Source organism: Microbacterium sp. MYb72 (assembly GCF_002979415.1).
Classification (GTDB): Bacteria; Actinomycetota; Actinomycetes; order Actinomycetales; family Microbacteriaceae; genus Microbacterium; species Microbacterium natoriense.
Map to the genome: position 1 here is coordinate 1 of NZ_PCOT01000030.1, position 21,541 is coordinate 21,541.

Annotated in this window: 25 protein-coding genes; 4 read left to right on the plus strand and 21 right to left on the minus strand. The window is 67.9% G+C overall.

Annotation, left to right across the window (positions count from 1 at the left end; genetic code table 11):
* Positions 1–298: 298 nt before the first annotated feature.
* A complete protein-coding gene (locus CQ047_RS15020) occupies positions 299–499 on the plus strand; it encodes a hypothetical protein (RefSeq protein WP_105676570.1) in 201 nt (66 codons plus the stop codon).
* A 5-nt stretch (positions 500–504) separates the two neighbouring features.
* Here the strand turns inward: CQ047_RS15020 and hflX are convergent, their stop codons facing one another.
* On the minus strand, positions 505–2,016 hold the full coding sequence (hflX, locus tag CQ047_RS15025) for a GTPase HflX (RefSeq protein WP_105676571.1): 1,512 nt from the start codon (positions 2,014–2,016) through the stop codon (positions 505–507).
* A 68-nt stretch (positions 2,017–2,084) separates the two neighbouring features.
* On the opposite strand from hflX, the gene CQ047_RS15030 reads away from it, so the two are divergent.
* Positions 2,085–2,732 (plus strand): class I SAM-dependent methyltransferase, encoded by a 648-nt coding sequence (locus CQ047_RS15030; RefSeq protein WP_105676572.1) that lies wholly within the window; start codon positions 2,085–2,087, stop codon positions 2,730–2,732.
* 10 nt (positions 2,733–2,742) lie between these two features.
* Here CQ047_RS15030 and CQ047_RS15035 read toward each other — a convergent pair whose 3' ends face one another.
* The 17 genes from CQ047_RS15035 to CQ047_RS15115 form a co-directional block, all read right to left on the minus strand.
* On the minus strand, positions 2,743–3,408 hold the full coding sequence (locus CQ047_RS15035) for an HAD family phosphatase (RefSeq protein WP_219844631.1): 666 nt from the start codon (positions 3,406–3,408) through the stop codon (positions 2,743–2,745).
* Positions 3,408–4,280, minus strand: a complete 873-nt coding sequence (gene dapF / locus CQ047_RS15040; RefSeq protein WP_105676573.1) for a diaminopimelate epimerase — start codon at positions 4,278–4,280, stop codon at positions 3,408–3,410. Before dapF ends, CQ047_RS15035 begins: the two co-directional genes overlap by 1 nt.
* 22 nt (positions 4,281–4,302) lie before the next feature.
* Positions 4,303–4,737, minus strand: coding sequence for a GNAT family acetyltransferase (locus CQ047_RS15045; RefSeq protein ID WP_105676575.1), 435 nt, complete (start codon positions 4,735–4,737; stop codon positions 4,303–4,305).
* A gap of 28 nt (positions 4,738–4,765) precedes the next feature.
* Positions 4,766–5,296: a dihydrofolate reductase family protein gene (locus CQ047_RS15050; protein ID WP_105676576.1), complete on the minus strand. Its 531-nt coding sequence runs from the start codon at positions 5,294–5,296 to the stop codon at positions 4,766–4,768.
* On the minus strand, positions 5,293–6,204 hold the full coding sequence (miaA, locus tag CQ047_RS15055; RefSeq protein ID WP_105676631.1) for a tRNA (adenosine(37)-N6)-dimethylallyltransferase MiaA: 912 nt from the start codon (positions 6,202–6,204) through the stop codon (positions 5,293–5,295). The genes CQ047_RS15050 and miaA overlap by 4 nt, the downstream gene beginning before the upstream one ends.
* On the minus strand, positions 6,201–7,748 hold the full coding sequence (gene miaB / locus CQ047_RS15060) for a tRNA (N6-isopentenyl adenosine(37)-C2)-methylthiotransferase MiaB (RefSeq protein WP_105676577.1): 1,548 nt from the start codon (positions 7,746–7,748) through the stop codon (positions 6,201–6,203). Before miaB ends, miaA begins: the two co-directional genes overlap by 4 nt.
* 137 nt (positions 7,749–7,885) lie before the next feature.
* The gene (locus CQ047_RS19135) at positions 7,886–8,755 is read right to left on the minus strand and encodes a regulatory protein RecX (protein ID WP_258132702.1); all 870 of its coding nucleotides are present in this window, start codon (positions 8,753–8,755) and stop codon (positions 7,886–7,888) included.
* Positions 8,756–8,814: 59 nt separating this feature from the next.
* Positions 8,815–9,861 (minus strand): recombinase RecA, encoded by a 1,047-nt coding sequence (recA, locus tag CQ047_RS15070; RefSeq protein WP_105676578.1) that lies wholly within the window; start codon positions 9,859–9,861, stop codon positions 8,815–8,817.
* Between the two features lie 267 nt (positions 9,862–10,128).
* Positions 10,129–10,353, minus strand: coding sequence for a DUF3046 domain-containing protein (locus tag CQ047_RS15075; protein ID WP_105676580.1), 225 nt, complete (start codon positions 10,351–10,353; stop codon positions 10,129–10,131).
* 18 nt (positions 10,354–10,371) lie between these two features.
* Entirely contained in the window at positions 10,372–10,680 is a 309-nt protein-coding gene (locus CQ047_RS15080) for a helix-turn-helix domain-containing protein (RefSeq protein ID WP_105676581.1), read from the minus strand.
* Between the two features lie 141 nt (positions 10,681–10,821).
* The gene (locus CQ047_RS15085) at positions 10,822–11,304 is read right to left on the minus strand and encodes a CinA family protein (RefSeq protein WP_105676583.1); all 483 of its coding nucleotides are present in this window, start codon (positions 11,302–11,304) and stop codon (positions 10,822–10,824) included.
* Positions 11,301–11,876 (minus strand): CDP-diacylglycerol--glycerol-3-phosphate 3-phosphatidyltransferase, encoded by a 576-nt coding sequence (gene pgsA, locus CQ047_RS15090; RefSeq protein ID WP_105676584.1) that lies wholly within the window; start codon positions 11,874–11,876, stop codon positions 11,301–11,303. The genes CQ047_RS15085 and pgsA overlap by 4 nt, the downstream gene beginning before the upstream one ends.
* Positions 11,876–14,617, minus strand: coding sequence for a DNA translocase FtsK (locus CQ047_RS15095; protein ID WP_105676585.1), 2,742 nt, complete (start codon positions 14,615–14,617; stop codon positions 11,876–11,878). The genes pgsA and CQ047_RS15095 overlap by 1 nt, the downstream gene beginning before the upstream one ends.
* Positions 14,618–14,685: 68 nt before the next feature.
* Entirely contained in the window at positions 14,686–15,180 is a 495-nt protein-coding gene (locus tag CQ047_RS15100; protein ID WP_105676586.1) for a GNAT family N-acetyltransferase, read from the minus strand.
* A 64-nt stretch (positions 15,181–15,244) separates the two neighbouring features.
* Positions 15,245–16,921: a ribonuclease J gene (locus CQ047_RS15105; RefSeq protein ID WP_105676588.1), complete on the minus strand. Its 1,677-nt coding sequence runs from the start codon at positions 16,919–16,921 to the stop codon at positions 15,245–15,247.
* 53 nt (positions 16,922–16,974) lie between these two features.
* The gene (gene dapA / locus CQ047_RS15110) at positions 16,975–17,952 is read right to left on the minus strand and encodes a 4-hydroxy-tetrahydrodipicolinate synthase (protein WP_105676589.1); all 978 of its coding nucleotides are present in this window, start codon (positions 17,950–17,952) and stop codon (positions 16,975–16,977) included.
* Between the two features lie 28 nt (positions 17,953–17,980).
* Positions 17,981–18,397, minus strand: coding sequence for an EF-Tu/IF-2/RF-3 family GTPase (locus CQ047_RS15115; protein ID WP_105676591.1), 417 nt, complete (start codon positions 18,395–18,397; stop codon positions 17,981–17,983).
* 39 nt (positions 18,398–18,436) lie between these two features.
* Here CQ047_RS15115 and CQ047_RS15120 point away from each other — a divergent pair, with 39 nt between their 5' ends.
* Positions 18,437–18,979: an NUDIX hydrolase gene (locus CQ047_RS15120; RefSeq protein WP_105676592.1), complete on the plus strand. Its 543-nt coding sequence runs from the start codon at positions 18,437–18,439 to the stop codon at positions 18,977–18,979.
* Positions 18,980–18,988: 9 nt separating this feature from the next.
* Here the strand turns inward: CQ047_RS15120 and CQ047_RS15125 are convergent, their stop codons facing one another.
* The 3 genes from CQ047_RS15125 to CQ047_RS15135 are packed head-to-tail and all read right to left on the minus strand — an operon-like array spanning position 18,989 to position 21,034.
* Complete coding sequence (locus CQ047_RS15125; protein WP_105676594.1) at positions 18,989–19,750, minus strand: SDR family oxidoreductase; 762 nt, start codon at positions 19,748–19,750, stop codon at positions 18,989–18,991.
* 1 nt (position 19,751) lies between these two features.
* Positions 19,752–20,228, minus strand: coding sequence for a dihydrofolate reductase (locus tag CQ047_RS15130; protein ID WP_105676596.1), 477 nt, complete (start codon positions 20,226–20,228; stop codon positions 19,752–19,754).
* Positions 20,225–21,034 (minus strand): thymidylate synthase, encoded by an 810-nt coding sequence (locus tag CQ047_RS15135; protein WP_105676597.1) that lies wholly within the window; start codon positions 21,032–21,034, stop codon positions 20,225–20,227. The genes CQ047_RS15130 and CQ047_RS15135 overlap by 4 nt, the downstream gene beginning before the upstream one ends.
* 95 nt (positions 21,035–21,129) lie before the next feature.
* On the opposite strand from CQ047_RS15135, the gene CQ047_RS15140 reads away from it, so the two are divergent.
* Positions 21,130–21,540: a thioredoxin family protein gene (locus CQ047_RS15140; RefSeq protein ID WP_105676599.1), complete on the plus strand. Its 411-nt coding sequence runs from the start codon at positions 21,130–21,132 to the stop codon at positions 21,538–21,540.
* Position 21,541: the final 1 nt, after the last annotated feature.

The following is a 21,541-nucleotide window of genomic DNA, read 5'->3' on the forward strand; positions in this document are numbered from 1 at the left end:
TCCCGTATGACAGGGGAGACCTCGTCGCTGCGATCCATGAGACCGGGATGCTGCTCTCCGTCGAGCACCGCCCTATCCCGGCCCCGCGCAACCGTACTCGGGAACGCCGGCGCCGTACCCCGGCCCGCCGCCGTACTCGGGTCCTCTGCCGCAGCCGGGAACAGCCGGTCAGCCTGCCCAGCCTCCCTATGATCCGTCCGCCTACCCGCACCACCCTCAGCAGGGACGAGGACTGGGAAACGGCGCGAAGGTCGGCATCGGCACCGGGATCGGATGCCTGTCGTACATCGTCGCCTTCGTGCTGTTCCTCAGTGTGATCTCAGCGCTCAGTTTTGCGGGCACCGCCGCGTACTTCGTGATCTTCGGGCTCCCGGTCCTGATCGGAATCGGGCTGCTGTTCTCCCCGAGGTCACGAGGCATCGGGGTCGGGATGCTGATCGTCTCGGCGGCCGCATGGCTCATCGTGATCGGGCCGTGCATCGGCCTGATATCGGGCTAGTCCGTTCAGTCCCCGTCGGCGAACGGCGCGAGATCTGCCGCGAGCCGCTCCGACACCCGCGCGCGCACGGCGGTTCCCGCCTCGCGGTGCTCGACGGAGAGCAGCATCCCGGTCTCATGGATCGCAGCGACGAGGTCTCCCCTGTCATACGGGATGACGGCGTGCACCTCGATCGCCGGCTGAGGCAGCGCCTCCTCGATGGCGGCGCGCAACTCCTCGATGCCCTCGCCGGAACGCGACGACACGAAGTGCGCGCGCGGCTCCAGGCCGCGGAGCACGAGTCGGTCGTCCTCGCTGATCAGATCGGCCTTGTTGAAGACGACGATCTCCGGCATGTCGCGCACGCCGACGTCGCCCATCACATCGCGGACGGTCTGCAGCTGTCCTGCCGGGTCGGGGTGCGAACCATCGACCACGTGCAGAACGACATCGGCGTCGCCCACCTCTTCGAGCGTCGAACGGAAGGCCTCGACGAGCTGGTGCGGCAGGTTGCGCACGAAGCCCACGGTGTCGGTGAGCGTGTACACGCGACCGTCCGAGGTCTCCGAGCGTCGCACGGTCGCGTCGAGCGTCGCGAACAGCGCGTTCTCGACGAGCACCCCGGCGCTGGTGAGCGCATTCAGGAGACTGGACTTGCCCGCGTTCGTGTAGCCCGCGATCGCCACGGAGGGGATCGTGTTGCGCTTGCGTTCGGCTCGCTTCGCCTCCCGGGCGGGTCCGAAGTCACGGATCTGACGGCGCAGCAACGCCATCTTCGTGCGGATGCGGCGGCGATCGAGTTCGATCTTCGTCTCACCGGGGCCACGCGAGCCCATACCCGCGCCGCCGGCGCCGACCTGTCCACCGGCCTGCCGGCTCATGGACTCGCCCCAGCCGCGCAGACGAGGAAGGAGATACTCGAGCTGAGCGAGCTCGACCTGGGCCTTGCCCTCGCGGCTCTTCGCGTGCTGGCTGAAGATGTCGAGGATCACCGTGGTGCGGTCGATGACCTTCACCTTGACGACGTCCTCCAGGGCACGACGCTGGCTCGGTGCGAGCTCGGTGTCCGCGATGACGGTGTCCGCGCCGGTCGCGGCGACGATGCCCTTGAGCTCCTGGGCCTTGCCGCGGCCGATGTACGTGGCGGCATCCGGGTGCGGCCTGCGCTGCAGAACCCCGTCGAGCACGACGGCTCCAGCCGTCTCCGCGAGTGCTGCGAGCTCACGCAGGGAGTTCTCGGCGTCCTCCTGCGCTCCCTGCGGGTACACCCCGACGAGCACGACGTTCTCGAGTCGAAGCTGCCGGTACTCGACCTCGGTGACATCCTCGAGCTCGGTGGAGAGGCCGCCCACACGACGCAGCGCATGACGATCCTCGAGATCCCACTGATCTCCGTCCGAACGGGTGTGCGCGGCGGTCGATTCATCCTGCAGCGCCTGTGCGGCGCCGAACACGCGCACCTCCATGCGCTTCTCGGCGTTCGCGAGAACGCGGTCGACGGCTTCGTCGTCGGTGGAGGGGGTTGTGGTGTCCGTCATCCGTTCCTGATCTCTGGGTTTTGTTGCGAGTCTTAACCTTAGCCCGCCCTGTCCGGTACGCTCACGGTATGGGGTCCGACCATTACTTCACTGCGGCCCCGGCAAGCCCCGAGAACCTGCGGACGATCAGTGTGTCGCTCGCAGGCCGTGAGGTCGACGTCACCACCGCCGGCGGCGTCTTCAGCCCGGATCGGCTGGATGCCGGAACTGCGGTTCTCCTCGCCAACACGCCCCCGGTGCCGCCGGGTGGCCATCTTCTCGACCTCGGCAGCGGCTGGGGTCCCATCACGCTGTCGATGGCATTGGCCGCTCCGCACGCGACCGTGTGGGCCGTCGACGTGAACGAACGCGCCCTCGACCTCGTGCGGCGCAATGCTGCAGCGCTCGGGCTCACCAATGTCAACGCATCACTGCCCGATGATGTTCCCGAAGACGTGACGTTCCGCACGATTCGCTCGAATCCTCCGATCCGGGTCGGCAAGAACGAGCTGCACGGACTTCTGGAACGGTGGATCCCCCGGCTGGACGAGCGCAGCGATGCATGGCTCGTCGTGCAGCGCAATCTCGGGGCAGACTCGCTGCAGCGTTGGATCGCCGCATCCTTCCATCCCGGGTACAGCGTGTTCCGCACGGCGACCGGCAAGGGCTACCGGATCCTCAAGGTCCGCAAGCACGGGACGCCCCCCACGGAGCCGATCGCACTCACGGGGCTGTGACCCGCGACGGTCACCGCTGAGCTGTCATCCCGAGCAGGCCGGGAAGATCGGCCATGTCCGCGAAGACGGTCGTCCCCTCGCCGTCCAGCCAAGAAGGCGGTGTGAGCCCGCCGACGTAGCCGAACGATCGCATTCCGGCCGCACGTGCCGCCGCCACGCCGAAGCGGCTGTCCTCGATGACGACGCATCGAGACGGCTCGACTCCCATGCGCGCCGCCGCGTGCAGGAAGAGGTCCGGCGCGGGTTTTCCCTCATCCACGTCGTCGGCGCTGAAGATCCGCCCGTCGAACGTCGGCAGCAGTCCCGTCAAGCCCAGATTCCGTCGGATCTTGTCGTGCGAACCGCTCGAGGCCACGCACATGGCGCCGTCTATCGCAGCGATCGCCGCTTCGACGCCCTCCACCGCGGTGAGGTCGCTCTCGAAGACCTCCAGATACCACTGCTGGTAGGGCGCCTCCCAGTCGTCCGGCAACGGGCGCCCGAGGTGTGCTTCGACGTCGGCGCGGAAGTGAGCAGCAGAGCGCCCGACGAAGCGATGCACGATCTCCTCCGTGGTCAGCGTCCACCCGAGGTCCGCCAGAACCCGCCGATCGATCTCCACCGACAACCGCTCGCTGTCGACGAGCACGCCGTCGCAGTCGAAGATGACCAGCTCGATCGGCTCCGCCACCGACATCAGACCAGATCGACCTCGCCGTGGAACACGAGCGTCGCGGGACCGGACAGCGCGACGTGCTCGCCATCCTCCGCGGGGAACATCCGCACTCCGAGCGTCCCGCCCGGCACCTCGACACGCCAGTTGTTCGGGGCCTTCTCCCCCGCCCAGTACCGGACGGCGAGAGCTGTGGCAGCCACCCCTGTCCCGCAGCTCAGCGTCTCGCCCACACCGCGCTCCGAGACCCGCATCTTCACGTGACCGATGCCGTCGCGGACGAGCGGCTCACCTGGGACGACGAACTCCACGTTCGCTCCGTCCGGCAGCGCGGGGTCGAGCTCGGGAGTGCGGTGCAGCTCGAGCGAGGCCAGCTCGGCGTCCGATGCCAGCGCGACGACGACGTGAGGATTGCCGACGTCGATGCCGAGGCCGGGGCGGGTCACGGAGAGCCCACCTGCGGTGACCAGGGGATCGTCTCCGGAGAGCTTCCAGAGTCCGAGGTCGACCTGATATCCGCTCTCGCTGCGCGTCACATCCCGTACTCCGGCGCGCGTGCCGATCGGCAGCGTGGATCCCGGTTCGATCGCGGCGAGTCCCGAACGCACCAGATAGTGCGCGAACACGCGGATGCCGTTGCCGCACATCTCCGCGATCGAACCATCGGCGTTGCGGTAGTCCATGAACCACTCCGCAGCGGGCTCCTCCGCCAGCGCCGCAGCACCGTCAGGGATCGCGGAGGACCGAACGACCCGAAGGATGCCGTCTCCGCCGATGCCGAAGTGGCGATCGCACAGAGCAGCGACCTGTTCGCTCGTGAGGTCGAGTTCCCCATCGGGGTCGGCGATGATGACGAAGTCGTTGCCGGTGCCGTGCCCTTTGGTGAATGCGACCATGTCCCCAGTCTAGGGAGGTCGGCTATGCGTCGGCGATGAGCCGCTTGCCCGTGTTCGCGACGGCGAAGCGCTCGTACCCGAGGGCGTCGTAGAACCCCAGGACACCCTCGTTGCCCTCGCGCACCATGAGCTGCACCTTCGGGCAGCCCATGTCGAGAAGTCGTGCCTCTGCGTCGTGGACGAGGGCGCGAGCGACTCCCCGACCGCGATGAGAGACCGCGGTGGCGAGGTAGTACAGCCACCCTCGATGACCGTCGTAACCGGCCATCACACTGCCGACAAGGACACCGGGCATCGACGGATCCTCGACGACGAGGAAGAGCTCCGGCTGCACCGAGAGCTTTCGCTCTATGTCGAGCCTGGGGTCGTTCCACGGTCGCGTGAGACCCGCTTCCGCCCAGAGGGCGACGACGCCGTCGGTGTCGTCGCGTCGGAAGGGTCTCACATGCCGGGTCATGTCATGGCCTCCACACTATTGCGCGCGCTCACTCGCCCCTCAGCACCCGGTACCGCCCGCAGAGGAAGTTGCGGTTGCGGGCGACGTCGATCAGCTCGAGGTCGAGCACGCGCGGGAGAAGCGGGGCACCGGAGCCCAGAGTCACCGGCGCATACTGCACCCAGACCTCGTCGAGGAGACCGGCATCCGCGAACTGACCCGCCAGGCTGCCGCCGCCGACGATCCACAGGTCCTTCCCGTCGGCAGCCTCGATCATCTGGGCGTGCACGTCCCGCACGTCGGACGATGTGAGGTGCACGTCGCCCGTCTCGGGAAGCGCGAGCTCGCGATGAGTGAACACCCATGTCGGCTGCGCGTAGCCCCACCGGCCTTCTTCGGCGCGCATCACCCACTCGTAGGTCGACGCCCCCATAGCGAGAGCCCCGATCGTCTCGACGAAGCCCGGATAGGCCATCGGCCCGTCCATGTCGATGTCCTGCTTCAGGAGCCAGTCCAGCGAATGGTCTGCGGTCGCGATGAAGCCGTCGAGGCTGGACGCCGTGTAGTAGTGGGTGGTCATGCCTCCAGCATGCCGCGGACGTCAGACATCGGCTCGCGCCACTCGATCCCCGGGTACCGCTTGAACCACGACACCTGCCTCCGGGCGTAGCGTCGAGTCAGGGCCTGGGTCTCGGCGACGGCCTCCGCCGGCGTGAGCCGACCGTCGAGCTGTCCGAGCGCCTGTGCGTAGCCGATGGCCCTGCTCGCCGTGACCCCACCCTCGAGGCCCCGAGCGCGCAGTTCGGCGACCTCGTCGACGAGACCGGCCTCCCACATGCGGTCGACGCGCGCGTCGAGACGCTCGACGAGCGCGGGCCTGTCGACGTGGAGCCCGACGAGCCTGGTCTCGGAATGCCAGAGGACCGGGGCCTCCGGCAGCGCAGCGCCGTGTGTGGTGCCGCCCTGCTCCAGCACTTCGAGGGCACGGACGATACGGCGACCGTTGTGCGGATCGACACGTGCTGCCGTCTCGGGGTCGGCTTCGCGCAGCCGTGCCATCAGCGCCGCGCCGCCGAGTGACTCCAGCTCGCTCTCCAATCGGGCTCTGAGCGCGGGATCGCGAGGCGGGAATCGGAAGTCGAAGACGACGCTCGACACGTAGAGGCCCGATCCTCCGACGAGGATCGCATCACCGCCGCGGGAGTGGATCTCTCCGATCGCTGCGCGGGCGAGCGGTTGGTACCACGCGACCGCCGCTTCCTCGGTGACGTCCCTCACATCGAGCAGATGGTGCGCGATGCCGCGGCGCTCCTCCGGGGACAGCTTCGCGGTGCCGATGTCCATGCCGCGGTAGAGCTGCATCGCGTCGGCGTTCACGATCTCCGCGGGGTTGCCGCGTGCGCGGAGCTCCTCGGCGAGATCGAGAGCGAGGTCGCTCTTCCCGGTGCCGGTCGCGCCGACGACCGCCCAGAGACGCGGTCTCGTCACACGCCCACGCGCAGCGTCGGCAGCCCCAGCGAGACCGCGCGCGGCCCGCCGTCCGCCGCCGGAGCGGGCACTGCGCACGATTCGGCCTGCGAGCGGTCCCAGGCGTCTCCGCCGCGGGTGCGCCGGATGCGCAGCGGCCGTCCAGAAGGATCGTCGGCGAGCAGGTGGAAGGGAGCAGCGTGCGTGATGGTCACGGTGACGACGTCGCCCGGACGCGGGAGCTCGGAGCCGGGGGTGACTTCGAAATGCACGAGACGGTTGTCCTCGCCGCGACCGGTGAGCCGATGCGTCTCGGCATCCTTCTTGCCTTCGCCGACGGAGACCAGCACCTCGACCTCTCGGCCGACCTGCTTCTGGTTCTCCTCGAGGGAGATGCGCTCCTGCAGGGCGATCAGCCGTTCGTAGCGCTCCTGGACGACGGCCTTGGGAACCTGGTCTGGCATGGTCGCCGCAGGCGTGCCCTCGCGGATCGAGTACTGGAATGTGAACGCCCCCGAGAACCGGGACTGCTCGACGACCCGCATGGTGTCTTCGAAGTCCTCGTCGGTCTCGCCGGGGAAGCCCACGATGATGTCGGTGGTGATCGCCGCGTGCGGAATGCGCTCCCGTACGCGTTCGATGATGCCGAGGAACCGTTCGCTGCGGTACGAGCGACGCATCGCCTTGAGGATGCTGTCGCTGCCCGACTGGAGCGGCATGTGCAGCTGCGGCATGACGCTCGGAGTCTCTGCCATGGCGTCGATCACGTCATCGGTGAACGCGGCGGGGTGCGGACTGGTGAAGCGGATGCGCTCGAGCCCCTCGATCTCACCTGCGGCGCGGAGCAGCTTGCCGAACGCCTGCCGGTCGCCGAACTCGACCCCGTAGGAGTTGACGTTCTGACCGAGCAGCGTGACCTCGATCGCGCCGTCCTCGACGAGCAGTCGGATCTCGTTCAGGATGTCGCCGGGCCGGCGGTCCTTCTCCTTGCCGCGCAGATGCGGGACGATGCAGAAGGTGCAGGTGTTGTTGCAGCCGACCGAGATCGACACCCAGCCGCTGTGTGCCGAGTCGCGCTTCGTCGGGAGCGTCGAGGGGAAGACCTCGAGCGACTCGAGGATCTCGAGTTCAGCCTCGCCGTTGTGACGGGCCCGCTCCAGAAGACCTGGGAGAGAGCCCATGTTGTGCGTGCCGAAGACCACGTCGACCCACGGCGCCTTGTCGAGCACGGCCTGCTTGTCCATCTGGGCGAGGCATCCGCCGACGGCGATCTGCATACCGTCCTTGCGACGCTTGACAGAAGCGAGCTGGCCGAGGGTTCCGTAGAGCTTGCCTGCCGCGTTGTCGCGGACCGCGCACGTGTTGATGATCACGACATCGGCCTCTGCGCCATCGGCCGCCCGGACGTAGCCGGCGCTCTCCAGTGAGCCCGAGAGCCGCTCGGAGTCGTGCACATTCATCTGGCACCCGAAGGTGCGCACTTCGTACGAGCGCTGCCGCCCGTCGCTGTCGATTGCTGCCGACGAGGCATCGATGATCGTCGGTTCACTGCGCGGGATAGTCATGATGGGTCAATTCTACGTTCGAGTGGCGTCTTCTCGCGCTCAGGAAAGCCTCGTCCCTTGACCGCGTCGGAACGTCGCCGAGGCGTCGGCCAGGGACCCGTTGGGATCATGCTCGAAGAGCACGCCGTCGAACTCGACTACTCGAAGCGCACGCCCGAAGAAGGCCGCCGACCGCCGAACTGCTCGGCAGTGACCGTCCGAACCACGTTCGAGACCACCCCTCCCGGATAGCCACGACGAGCGAGCTGGCCGGTGAGTCGGCGCTTCGCGGTCTCCGGATCGAGCCGCGCCAGCGACCGCATCTTGGTGCGAGCGAATTCGAGCGCCCGCTCGATGTCGTCGTCGGGGAGCTCGTCGAGCGCCGCATCGATCACATCGCGAGAGAGGCCGCGCTGGGCGAGAGCCCGTGAGACGGCGACCCTCCCCTGCTTCTTCCGCTCCACTCCGGAGGTGACGAGCTGGGCGGCGAGCACCGCATCGTCGAGGTAGCCACGACGGCAGAAGTCGTCGATCACGTCGTCGATCTGCGCCGCGTCGAGCCGGTGCCCCTGCACCTCGACCCCCTTCAGCACCATCTGCGCCTCCGAGATGGAGAGCGATCTCGCACGCAGCTTGCGCACGAGAAGCTCTTCCGCCGACTCTCGGATCTCGGCAGGATCGGGGCCGTCGCCGGCGTTCTCCACCGCATCCGGAGACTGCAGGGCACGCAGTCTCGGAGCGGACCTCTCCAGACCGCCCCGAGCCGGATGACGGTCGCTGGGACGGCCTGCGTCAGCGACGCGACTCGTCGCCGAACGATCGCTCGACGCATCCCAGGTCGACCGCCATGCACCGTCACCGGTGCGGTGAGAGAAGACGTCCTCGACGTTCTCCCCCACCGCACCGGACTCAGGAGCATCCACGGCAACGGCCTCATGTTCGACCGTCGCCCCGAATCTGTCGCTGCTCGCTGCCGCAGGGCCGCCGAACAGCGGGATCACCGGCGCAATCCGCTCAGATTCGTCCATGGGTCACTCCGATCTTTGAGCAGGGCGGCACGCGACCTCGGGCCGATACCGCAGCACGATCACGCCGGGCGACGCTCGGCGAGCTCATCGGCCGGGGCCGCCGCGGCCTGCACACCGATGCCGAGCTTCTGCTTGATCTGGGTTTCGATGGCCAGCGCGATGTCGGGGTTCTTGAGGAGGAACGACCGCGCGTTCTCCTTGCCCTGGCCGAGCTGGTCTCCGTCGTAGGTGTACCAGGAACCGGACTTCTTCACGATGCCGTGCTCCACGCCGAAGTCGATCAGGCTGCCCTCGCGGGAGATGCCGATGCCGTAGAGGATGTCGAACTCCGCCTGCTTGAACGGCGGAGCCATCTTGTTCTTGACGACCTTGACGCGCGTACGGTTTCCCACGGCGTCGGTGCCGTCCTTCAGCGTCTCGATACGACGGATGTCGAGGCGGACCGACGCATAGAACTTGAGCGCCTTTCCACCGGCGGTGGTCTCCGGGGACCCGAAGAAGACTCCGATCTTCTCGCGCAGCTGGTTGATGAAGATCATCGTCGTGTTGGTCTGGTTCAGGCCACCCGTGAGCTTTCGCAGCGCCTGAGACATGAGTCGGGCCTGGAGACCCACGTGCGAGTCGCCCATCTCGCCCTCGATCTCCGCGCGAGGCACGAGCGCCGCCACGGAGTCGATGACGATGAGGTCGATGGCACCGGAACGCACGAGCATGTCGGCGATCTCGAGCGCCTGCTCACCTGTATCGGGCTGCGACACGAGAAGAGCGTCGATGTCGACACCGAGCTTCGCCGCGTAGTCGGGGTCGAGCGCGTGCTCGGCGTCGATGAACGCTGCGATGCCTCCCGCACGCTGCGCGTTGGCGATCGCGTGGAGGGTCAGGGTCGTCTTACCCGAGGACTCAGGGCCATAGATCTCGACGATGCGGCCACGCGGCAGACCACCGACGCCGAGCGCGACGTCGAGAGCAATGGAACCGGTCGGGATGACGGCGACGGGAGCGCGCTCGTCGCTCCCCAACCGCATGACCGAGCCCTTTCCGAACTGGCGGTCGATCTGAGCGAGTGCAGTCTCGAGGGACTTCTCGCGGTCTGCGGGTGATGGCATGATGTGTTCCTTCTGCTCGCGTGTTGCCGTCTGTAGGCTGTCGCGGCTCCCCCAGGCTGGGCGAACTCTCCGACAAGACGTATGGCTCCGTGGCCATGTCTTCACCGTACGGGGGGGCTCCGACATAGAGTCGGAACACCCACGAACTGTGCAGAACACGGTTCCTGAACCACTTGTGCAGAAGACTACGCGGCATCGAACAGATATTCGAGCAGGTCGTGCTCTCGGCGTGTCGGAATGCGGAGCACTCGAACACTTGTCATCGGTTCAACGCTTGCGCGGTTCCAGACGTCCGGCGCCATGTCGACGCGCCAACGGGACGTCGGTCTCATCGCACAGCGCGAGCCAGATGTCGCGCGGAGGAACACCGGCATCCAGCGCTTCGAGCGCCGTACGACCCGCGAGCTGGGACAGGACGAGGTCGTTCACCAGAGAGAGGGCTCTGCCCCGGAACTCCGCATCGACCGCACGGAGGAACTCGCTACGGCGCATGGAGATGCGGGAGACCGATCAGCGCAGCGAGAGCTGCGGCTCGATCGACGCGACCAGATCGTCGGGAACGACGTCGGGGAACACCTGGAGACCCTCGAGCACGGAGATGCGATCTCCGACCTCGCGCATGATGATCGAGATGGGAACGTCGAGCGCATCGGCGACCGACGCGAGGATCTCGCTCGAGGCCTCCTTCTGCCCGCGCTCGACCTCACTGAGATAGCCGAGCGCCACAGACGCCTTGCTTGCGACCTGCCGAAGGGTGCGCCCCTTCTGCAGACGGAAGTCCCTCAGCACATCGCCGATTTCCTGCCTGACAAGAATCATCGGAACCTCCTCCCCGTTCGGTCCGCCGGAGTCTCCTCCGACGAGATCGCCAGTCTAATACCACTGGCATGCACAGAATCTACTCTTTCACCCTGTGGTTTGAATGTGAGCACACTCATGTCAACTTTGCCCTGGGGATTTCTATTCCCCGACGAGCTCTCGCAGGATCGCAAGCGCAGCGTCGACAGTCTGGGCTCTGATTGCAGCGCGATCGCCCGTGAACACGAACGCGCGGCTCACCTCCGCGATGGGCGTCGCCACGCCGATGTGCACCGTTCCCACCGGCTGCCCGTCCGGCGAGTCCGGCCCGGCGATGCCCGTCGTCGACACTCCGACATCGGCGGAGCGTCCTCCGACGGCCACGGCGCTCCTGACGCCCCGCGCCATCTGCGCCGCGACCTCCGGATGCACGGCCCCGTGCGTGTCGAGCAGGTGTGCGTCGACGCCCAGGAGGGTGTGCTTGACCGGCGTCGCGTAGGCGACGACCCCGCCGAGCAGTACGGCGGACGCGCCGGGGACGCCGACCAGCGCCGAGCAGAGGGCGCCGCCGGTGAGGGACTCCGCGACACCGAGGGTCCACCCTCGCGCGTCGAGCGCGGCCAGGGCGTCGGAGGCTGCGCTCACGACGCTCGCCGGGCTCCGCGGACCTGCGCGATGATGTAGTCGATACCGCTGGCGACCGTGAGCACGAGGACGATGACCATGAGAACAGCGGTCACGAGCGTCCACGGCTCTCGTCCGATCAGCACGTGCAACGGGAGCAGCGCCCACGACAGGGCGACGCCCTGCACAGCCGTCTTGATCTTCCCCATCCAGGCCGCGGCGACCACGTGTTCGTTCACGATCATCAGGCGGTGGACAGTGATGCCCCACTCGCGCACGAGGATGATCGCGACCAGCCACCAGTTCACCTCGCCGAGGATCGCGAGTCCGATGAACCCCGCCCCCGTGAGGAGCTTGTCGGCGATCGGGTCCCACAGCTTGCCGAAGTCGCTGACGATGTCGTACCGGCGAGCAAGGTAGCCGTCTACCCAGTCCGTCGAGATCGCGACGATGAACAGCGCCGCCGCGACCCAGCGCAGAACGATGTCGCCATCGCCGTACGTGCCACCGAGCAGAAGAAGCACGAAGAAGACGACGGCGAGCGGGATGCGGGCGATCGTGATCGCATTGGGCAGTTGCCGGGGAATGGACATCAGTCGCGCCCCGTCAGGCCCCAGGCGTCTTCATCGCCCTCTGCTTCGACGACCGGCAGTCCTTCGAACTGCGCCTCGATCGGGTCGTAGGAGTGCGCCGGCACCGCAGGCGCCTGCGCGACCGGAGCCGCCGGCGCGGCCGAGGCCGAGGAAGCTGCGGGCGCGTCGACTCCCCTGAGCTTCGCGAGCACCTGCGGAAGCTGCTCTGCGGTGGCCAGTACGTCGCGGGCTTTCGACCCTTCGGACGGGCCGACGATCTCGCGCGATTCGAGGAGATCCATCAGGCGTCCCGCCTTGGCGAAGCCGACGCGGAGCTTGCGCTGGAGCATCGAGGTGGATCCGAACTGAGAGGACACGATGAGCTCCGCAGCGGCGAGCAGCAGCTCGAGATCGTCGCCGATGTCCTCGTCGACGTCCTTCTTCTTGGCCGGGTCCATCGCCTCCTGCACGTCGGAGCGGTACTCCGGGCGCGCCTGGCGGGTGACGTGCTTGACGACGGCGTCGATCTCCTTCTCATCGACCCAGGCGCCCTGCAGACGGAACGGCTTCGACGAACCCATCGGCGAGAACAGGGCGTCGCCCTGGCCGATCAGCTTGTCGGCGCCGGGGCTGTCGAGGATGACGCGGCTGTCCGTCACGCTGGTGACGGCGAAAGCGAGGCGCGACGGCACGTTGGCCTTGATCAGACCGGTCACGACGTCGACGCTCGGCCGCTGCGTGGCGAGCACCAGGTGGATGCCGGAGGCGCGAGCGAGCTGCGTGATGCGCACGATCGAGTCCTCGACGTCTCGCGGGGCGACCATCATGAGATCGGCGAGCTCGTCGACGACGACGAGGAGGTACGGGTACGGCTTGAGCACCCGCTCGCTGCCGACGGGCACCTCCACCTCCCCCGCGCGCACGGCCCGGTTGAAGTCGTCGATGTGGCGGAAACCGAACGACGCGAGGTCGTCGTACCGCATGTCCATCTCCTTCACGACCCACTGCAGCGCCTCGGCTGCCTTCTTGGGGTTCGTGATGATGGGCGTGATGAGATGCGGCACGCCGGCGTAGCTGGTGAGCTCGACGCGCTTCGGGTCGATCAGCACCATGCGCACGTCGGAGGGGCGCGCGCGCATGAGAAGGCTGGTGATCATCGAGTTCACGAAGCTCGACTTACCCGAGCCGGTGGAACCGGCCACGAGGAGGTGAGGCATCTTCGCGAGGTTCGCCGTGACGAAGTTGCCGCCGACGTCCTTTCCGACGCCGATCGTGAGCGGATGGGTGTTCTTCAGCGCCGCCTGCGATCGCAGGACGTCGCCGAGCGCCACCGTCTCTCGGTCGGTGTTGGGGATCTCGATGCCGATCGCGCTCTTGCCGGGGATCGGCGAGAGGATGCGCACGTCGTTCGACGCCACGGCGTAGGCGAAGTTGTTGCTCAGCTGGAGGATCTTCTCGACCTTGACGCCGTGGCCGACTTCGACCTCGTACTGCGTGACCGTCGGACCCCGCGAGAAGCCGGTGACCTTGGCGTCGACGTTGAACTGCGACAGCACGCTCGTGATCTGCTCGACGATCCGGTCGTTGGCCTCTGAGCGCGCCACAGAGGGCGGGCCCTCGGCGAGCACGCCGGGAGACGGAAGGATGTAGGGAGCGAGCGGCGCCTGCGGGCCGCCCTCCCCCGGGCCTTCGGTGCCGAAGCCGTCGAGGCCGGGGAGCTCGGGCATCTCGCCCGTGTCGGAGTCGTCGAGGAGCGCGGTCGTCTGCTGCTCCGCCAGCGCGTCGGTCACGGAGCGCACATCGGACAGCACCTCGGTGGCGGCGTCGTAGGGGTCGGCGACGGTGATCGCCTGGTCGTAGGCGGGTGTCGCGTCGGTCGTGGTGAGCAGCGCCGTGATGTCGTCGGAGTCGAGCGATCCCTCATCGGGATCCTCCTCGCGACCGGTCTTGTTGCGGCGCCACCACGGCAGGACATCGGGGTCGTCGACCTTGTCGGCCTCGTCGATCGCCGCGGCGTCCTTCGCCGGCTTCTCGGCGCGCTCCGCGTCGAACATCCAGGCGTACAGGTCGCCGAGGCGCTGCCCGATGCGGTTCGGCGGCGTCTTCGTGAGGATGAGGATGCTGAGGCCCGCGAGCAGCGCGAGGACGATGTAGGCGGGGATCGTGGTCAGGTAGCTCAGCGGCTGCCCGACCATCCAGCCGAACAGACCGCCCGCAGCGCTCAGGGAGACCATGCCCTCCTTGGGCTGCGGCATGCCGCCGGCGATGTGGCAGAAACCGGCCATCGTGATGGCGAAGAGGCCGAAGCCGATGCCGATGCGCCCGTTGTCATGCACCGACGAGGGGTGCCGGAAGAGCCATCCGGCGAGCAGGAGCAGCAGCACGGGCATGACGAAGGCGACGCGCCCGACGAGGAGTCCGACCGAGTAGGCGCTGATGCTGCCCGCGACCTCGTTGCCGATGAAGAACCACTCGTTCACGGCTCCGGCGATGGCGAGCAGGACCAGGAGGAACGGGAATCCGTCGCGCCGGTCGTCCTTCTCCAGCGTCTCTGGACCGAAGGCGCGGAACATGCCGCCGACGCCGTGTGCGATGCCGTTCCAGGCACGAACGACGACGGGAGGCTTCTCTGCCTCGTCGATGTACTTCTTCGGCGTGGCCTGGGCGCGCGGCGCGGCCTGCCGCTTCGGAGCGGCCTGCCGCTTCGGGCGCGACGGCGCGCTCTCCGATGCGCGCTCGGACTTCGTGGTGCTCCTGGCCATGGGACTCACGTTACGGCCAGCAACCGACAAAGCCGCGTAATGACGCGGCATTCCGGTGATCCGGGCGCTCAGGACAGGCGATGCACCATGGTGTCGCGATCGGGCAGAGCGTGCGTGACCACGAAGCCCTCCGACCGGTAGAGAGTGCGCGCGAAGTTGTCGCGCTCCACGCTCAGGCTGAGCCGCCGGTGCCCCTGCTCGCGTGCGCGACTCAGAAGCCGTCGCAGCAGGGCTCGCCCTGCGCCGTGAGCCCGCCAGATCGGCTGCACGCCGATGATCAGCTCGGGAACAGCCGTCTCGACGAAACCGAGACCCGGATCGCTCGGCGGCAGCATCCGGTACCAGGCCGCCCCGATCGGTCGATCATCGGAGTCGACCGCGACGAAACCGGCATCCGCGGGCCTCATCCACCCGGCGATGTACCGGCGATGCTCGACGGAGGTGAGGATCTCATGCCGAGCACGAGGTGATCGCCCCCGCCAGTTCGCCGCTTCGACGACCATGTCGCCGAGGAAGCTGCCGTCGCTCTGGACGGCGGCGCGGATCGTGAAGTCCTCTGGCATGACCAGAGCCTAGGCCGGTCCCGTTACAGCCGGATGACGCGCTCCTGTGAGTCGGAGCCCGCCCTCACGCCTCGATGACGAGAGGGACGATCATCGGACGACGACGCAGCTTCTGGTTGACCCAGCGCCCGATCGTGCGTCGCACGACCTGCGACAGCGCGTGCGTGTCGCGTACGCCGTTACCCGAGGCCTCCTTCAGCGCAGCGACGATCTTCGGCACGACGTCGTCGAACACGGAGTCGTCCTCGGCAATGCCGCGCGCGTGGATCTCGGGACCCGAGATGATGCGACCGGTTCCGGCATCCACCACCACGATGACCGAGACGAAGCCCTCCTCGCCGAGGATCCGACGGTCCTTCAGGTCGGCGTCCGTGATCTCTCCGACCGTCGAGCCGTCGACGTACACGAATCCGAGGTCGAGCTGTCCGACGACCTTGGCGTCGCCGTCCTTGAGGTCGATCACCGTGCCGTTCGAGGCGATGATCGTGCGCTCCTCGGCGATCCCGGTGTCCTGCGCGAGCTTGGCGTTCGCGATCAGGTGGCGGTACTCGCCGTGCACGGGGAGCACGTTCTTCGGCTTGAGGATGTTGTAGCAGTACAGCAGCTCTCCGGCCGCGGCGTGCCCTGACACGTGCACGCGGGCGTTCGCCTTGTGCACCACGTTCGCGCCGAGCTTGGTGAGGCCGTCGATCACGCGGTACACCGCGTTCTCGTTGCCGGGGATGAGGCTGGAGGCGAGGATGACGGTGTCGCCCTCGCTGACCTCGATCGCGTGGTCCATGTTGGCCATGCGGCTGAGCACGGCCATCGGCTCGCCCTGAGAACCGGTCGACATGTACACGATCTGCTCGTCGGGAAGGTCGCGCGCCTTCTTGAAGTCGATCAGCACGTTGTCGGGCACCTTGAGGTAGCCCAGCTGCTCGGCGATGGTCATGTTGCGCACCATCGAGCGTCCGAGGAACGCGACACGGCGCCCGTGCGCGTGCGCGGCGTCGATGACCTGCTGCACGCGGTGCACGTGGCTGGAGAAGCTCGCGACGATCACTCGACGAGGAGCCTTGCCGATCACCTGATCGAGCACGGGGCCGATCGACCGCTCGGTCGGAGTGAACCCCGGCACGTCGGCGTTCGTCGAGTCCACGAGGAAGAGGTCGACGCCCTCTTCACCCAGGCGCGAGAACGCACGGAGATCCGTGATGCGTCCGTCGAGCGGGAGCTGGTCCATCTTGAAGTCGCCGGTGGCGAGCACCATGCCCGCGGGCGTGCGGATCACGACGGCGAGTGCATCGGGGATCGAGTGGTTCACCGCGACGAACTCGAGGTCGAAGGGGCCGACCTTCTCCTGCTGCCCCTCCTTCACCGTCAGGGTGAATGCCTTGATCCGGTGCTCCTTGAGCTTCGCCTCGACGAGGGCGAGGGTCAGCCCCGAGCCGATCAGCGGGATGTCGCTCTTCATGCGCAGCAGATAGGGGACGGCGCCGATGTGGTCCTCGTGGCCGTGCGTCAGCACGACGCCGACGATGTCATCGAGGCGGTGCCTGATCGGCTCGAAGTCGGGAAGGATCAGGTCGACGCCTGGCTGGTGCTCCTCGGGGAAGAGCACACCGCAGTCGACGATGAGGATCTTGCCGTCGAACTCGAAGATGGTCATGTTGCGACCGATCTCGCCGAGACCGCCGAGCGGCGTGACGCGCAGGGTCCCCTCGTCGAGTGCGGCAGGATCTGCGATGGGGATGGACATGCTGTCTCCTCAGTCGGACACTGTGCGCGTCCGTTCGTTCATGGCGACGCGGGTCAGCGCGTCGTGCCGTGCACCTTGGGCAGGGCTCCGCCCGCAGCCGCGTTGCGGTCGGGGCGGAAGTTCGAGAAGTCTGCGCCCGGCACGTCCCTGACGAGAGCGAGCTCGTCCTCGATGAGGGCGGCCTCCCACTCCTCCGGACCGACCAGGGGCAGACGGACGCGCGGGCTCGAGATGCGGCCGAGTCCGTGCAGGATGTACTTCGCCGCCACCGTGCCGGGCACATGGGTCATCGCGGCGCGCACGAGCGGCTCGAGGCGCTTGTGCTCTGCGGTCGCCGTGGCGAGGTCGCCGCGGTTCACCGCGTCGACGATGGTGCGGTACGGGGTGGCGGTGATGTTCGCGGTGACGCCGATGAGGCCCGTCGCGCCGATCGCGAGGTGCGGGAGCACGTTCGCGTCATCGCCAGAGAAGTACATCAGGTCGGTCTGGTTGAGCACCCGGCTGACCTCGGAGAAGTCGCCCTTGGCGTCTTTCACGGCGAGGATGTTGGGGTGCTTCGCGAGGCGCAGGATCGTCTCGTACTTGATGGGCACGCCGGTGCGGCCGGGGATGTCGTAGAGGATCACCGGCAGGTCGGTGGCGTCGGCGACGAGCCGGAAGTGCGTGAGGATGCCCGCCTGGGTCGGCTTGTTGTAGTACGGCGTGACGATCATGATGCCGTCGGCGCCGGCCTTCTCGCTGGCCTTGTACAGCTCGATCGCGTGCGCGGTCTCGTTGGACCCGCCGCCGGTGATGATCTTCGCGCGTCCCGCCGACACGGACTTGCCGACCTCGACGAGCTTGAGCTTCTCAGGGTCGGTCAGAGTGGAGGTCTCGCCGGTCGTTCCCGTCACGACGATGCCGTCAGCACCCGCGGTGATGACGTCATCCATGTGCTTCTCGACGGCGGGCCAGTCGACTTCGCCGTCGGCCGTCATCGGAGTGACGAGCGCGACGAGAACCTGTCCGAAGGGGTTGCCCGAGTGCGTCATGCCTCCAGCGTATCGGTTCGGATGCCGCTCACGCTGACGAACGAGTCCGGATGACGTCGCCCCGGGCGATGTCGAGCTTCCCTCGGAGCAGGAGCCCTGCCATCGTCCCGGCGGTCGCCTTGTTCGCCATCTTGCGGAACATCTCGATGCCGGTGATCTCCGAGACCGCGACCTCGGACGCGCCGCGGTGCACGGTCACCGCGTCGCCGACACGGAGCACGCCTGACGAGACCGTGCCGGTGGCGACCTGTCCGCGACCGGTGATGGTGAAGACGTCCTCCACCGCGAACTCCGCCACGGATCCCGCTGCGGAGAACGACGGCCGTGCGGCATCCGCTGACGTGCCGTTCGCCAGCCCGGCCAGACGGGCGGCCTCCGCGTCGTTGTACCGCCGCAGCATCTCGTTCGCGTCCTGGGGATCGCGCTTCCTCCCGAACCAGCCCATGAGTCGATCCTAGGCAGACCGGGCGCCTAGGCTCGTCCCATGGTCTGGGAGACGCACGAATCGACGACGGTCTACGCGAACAGCTGGATCTCGGTCAGGGAGGACCGGGTCACGGGTCCTGCGGGCGACGGCATCTACGGCGTGGTGACGATGAGGAATCCCGCCGTGTTCGTGGTGGCCGTCGACGACGAGGACCGCATCTGCCTGGTCACGCTCGACCGTTACACCACCGGAACATCGATCGAGGTCCCCGCGGGCGGCAGCGACGGCGAGGATCCGCTGGTCGCCGCACGCCGGGAGCTCCTCGAGGAGACGGGGCTCGAGGCGTCGGAGTGGACCGCGATCGGCACCATGAACGCCCTGAACGGCATCGCGGATGCGCCGGAGCACGTGTTCCTCGCCCGTGGCCTCCGGCGTGCGGCCGAAGACCCGAAGCACAGTCAGGCCGAGGAGGGCATCGCCGCCGTCACACGGGTTCCGTTCACGGAGGTGCTGGCGATGATCGCGGACGGACGCATCACCGATGGCGAGACGGTCGCCGCGATCGCGTACGCCGGGATCCGCCTCGGACGCTTCCGCTGATCCCCGTCCTCAGACCCGTCCTCGGCGCGCGACACCCGAGGTGAGCCCACGCGGGAGGATGCGCGTCAGAGCGACGACGGCCTTGTAGCGCAGGGACGGGATCGAGACCGCCCTGCCGCGCGCCGCGTCGCGCAGACCCGCGCGCACGACATCGGGAGCCTGCAGCCACAGGATGCTCGGCACGCCCTCGTGCCCCTGTTCGAGCCCCATGCGCTCGTGGAAGGTCGTGTGCACGAATCCCGGGCACAGGGCCGTCACGGTCACTCCGTCGCGTGCGTACTCCGCGTTCGCCCAGCGGCTGAAGCCGATCAGCCAGCTCTTGCACGCCGAGTAGGTGGAACGGGAGATGAAGCCGGCGACCGAGGCGACGTTGATGATCCTGCCGCCGCGGCCGCGCATGGTCTGCAGGGCGGCGTGCATGAGGCGCATGGAGGCCTCGACGTGCACGCGGAGATGGCGCACCTCGTCGGCGATGTCGTTGTCGGCGAACTGCAGCGGAAGGCCGAAGCCGGCGTTGTTGACGAGCAGATCGACGGGGTCCGCAGTGTCGAGCAGCCGGGCGGCCACCCGCTCGACGTCCCCCTCGACGGCGAGGTCGGCGGGGAGCACCTCGACGGCGACACCGTACGCTCCTCGCAGTTCGGTCGCGAGCTCCTCGAGGGCGTCGCCGGAACGCGCGACCAGGATCAGGTCGGCGCGGCGACGTGCCAGCTGACGGGCGAACTCGGCGCCCAGGCCGGCGCTGGCTCCGGTGATCAGTGCGGTGGGCATCTCAGCGCTCGTATCCAAGGAAGCGGTAGCGGATGCCGGAGCGGGAGGTCTGCCACTCCCCCTCATTGACGAGACGCCATCCCGCCTTCGACGGGGCGTAGGCGTCGCCCGCGACGTCGACGTCGAGCTCCGTCACCTCGAGACGGTCGGCATCCGCCGACACCTGACGGAAGATCTCGGCGCCGCCGATGACCCAAACCCGCTCCTGCCCGCGGACCGCCTCAGCGACGGTGGCTGCGCGCCGCGCACCCTCCCCCGCCCAGTCCTGCTGTCGCGTGATGACGATGTTCTCGCGCCCGGGGAGCGGACGGAACCGCTCCGGCAGCGAATCCCAGGTCTTGCGGCCCATCACGACGGGCGCGCCGAGCGTCACGTCCTTGAAGTGCGCGAGGTCCTCGGGAACATGCCACGGCATCCCCCCCTCGGCGCCGATGACGCCTCCGTGCGCCTCCGCCCAGATCAGGCCCACCCACGTCATACGGCCACCGCCGCGCGGATCGGAGCGTGGTGCTGGTAGCCCTCGACGACGAAGTCCTCGTATCGGTAATCGAGGATCGACTCGGGCGTCCGCGCGAAGCGGAGTGTGGGATAGGGGTACGCCTCGCGCGAGAGCTGCTCGCGCACCTGCTCGACGTGGTTGTCGTAGATGTGGCAGTCGCCACCGGTCCAGACGAAGTCGCCGGGCTCGAGGCCGACCTGCTGCGCGACCATCAGCGTGAGGAGCGCGTAGGAGGCGATGTTGAACGGGACTCCGAGGAAGAGATCGGCGCTGCGCTGATACAGCTGGCACGACAGCTTGCCGTCGGCGACGTAGAACTGGAACAGGGCGTGGCACGGAGCCAGCGCCATGTCGGGGATGTCGGCGGGGTTCCAGGCCGACACGATGAGCCGACGCGAGTCAGGGGTGGCCGTGATCTGCTCGATCACCTCGGACAGCTGGTCGATGCTCTCGCCGTCCGGCGTCGGCCACGAGCGCCACTGCACTCCATAGACAGGACCGAGGTCGCCCTCGGCATCCGCCCATTCGTCCCAGATGGTGACGCCGTTCTCCTGCAGCCATCGCACGTTCGAGTCGCCGCGCAGGAACCAGAGCAGTTCGTAGGCGATGGACTTGAAGTGCACGCGCTTCGTGGTGATGAGCGGGAAGCCCTTCGCGAGGTCGAAGCGGATCTGCCGTCCGAACACGCTCGTCGTGCCGGTTCCGGTGCGATCCGACTTGTGCGTGCCGGTCTCCAGCACGTCGCGGAGCAGGTCTTCGTACGGCGTCAGGACGGCTTCGCTCATGAGAGCCAGACTACCGTCCCCACGCGGAACGAGCTCGGCCGTCTTACTCCGAAACATCGACCCGCTCGGGGGCGGGACGGACGTACGCTCTTCGCATGTCGCCACTTCTCGCCCTCGCGATCGCGGGAGTCCTCCTCGTGGTCGCCGTGCTCGTCGGAGTGGTGCTGCGCGTGCTCGACGGACGTCGGAGAGGGGGCGGACATCTGCGCTTCGACCCCGCGGATGCCGCCGCTGAGCTGGGCGCGAAGGCCACGCTCGTGCAGTTCAGCACCGAGATGTGCGCGCGATGCCCGCAGGTCAGGCGGATGCTCAGCACGCTCGCCACGCAGGACGACGGGCTCGCTCACATCGAGGTCGATCTGACCCATCGCCCCGACCTGTCCACCCGCTACCGGGTGCTGCAGACGCCGACGACGTTCCTCGTCGACGGCTCGGGAGCCGTCCGCGCACGATTCAACGGCGTACCGCACCGGCACGCCCTCACCGAAGCCCTCGCCGCCGTCTGAG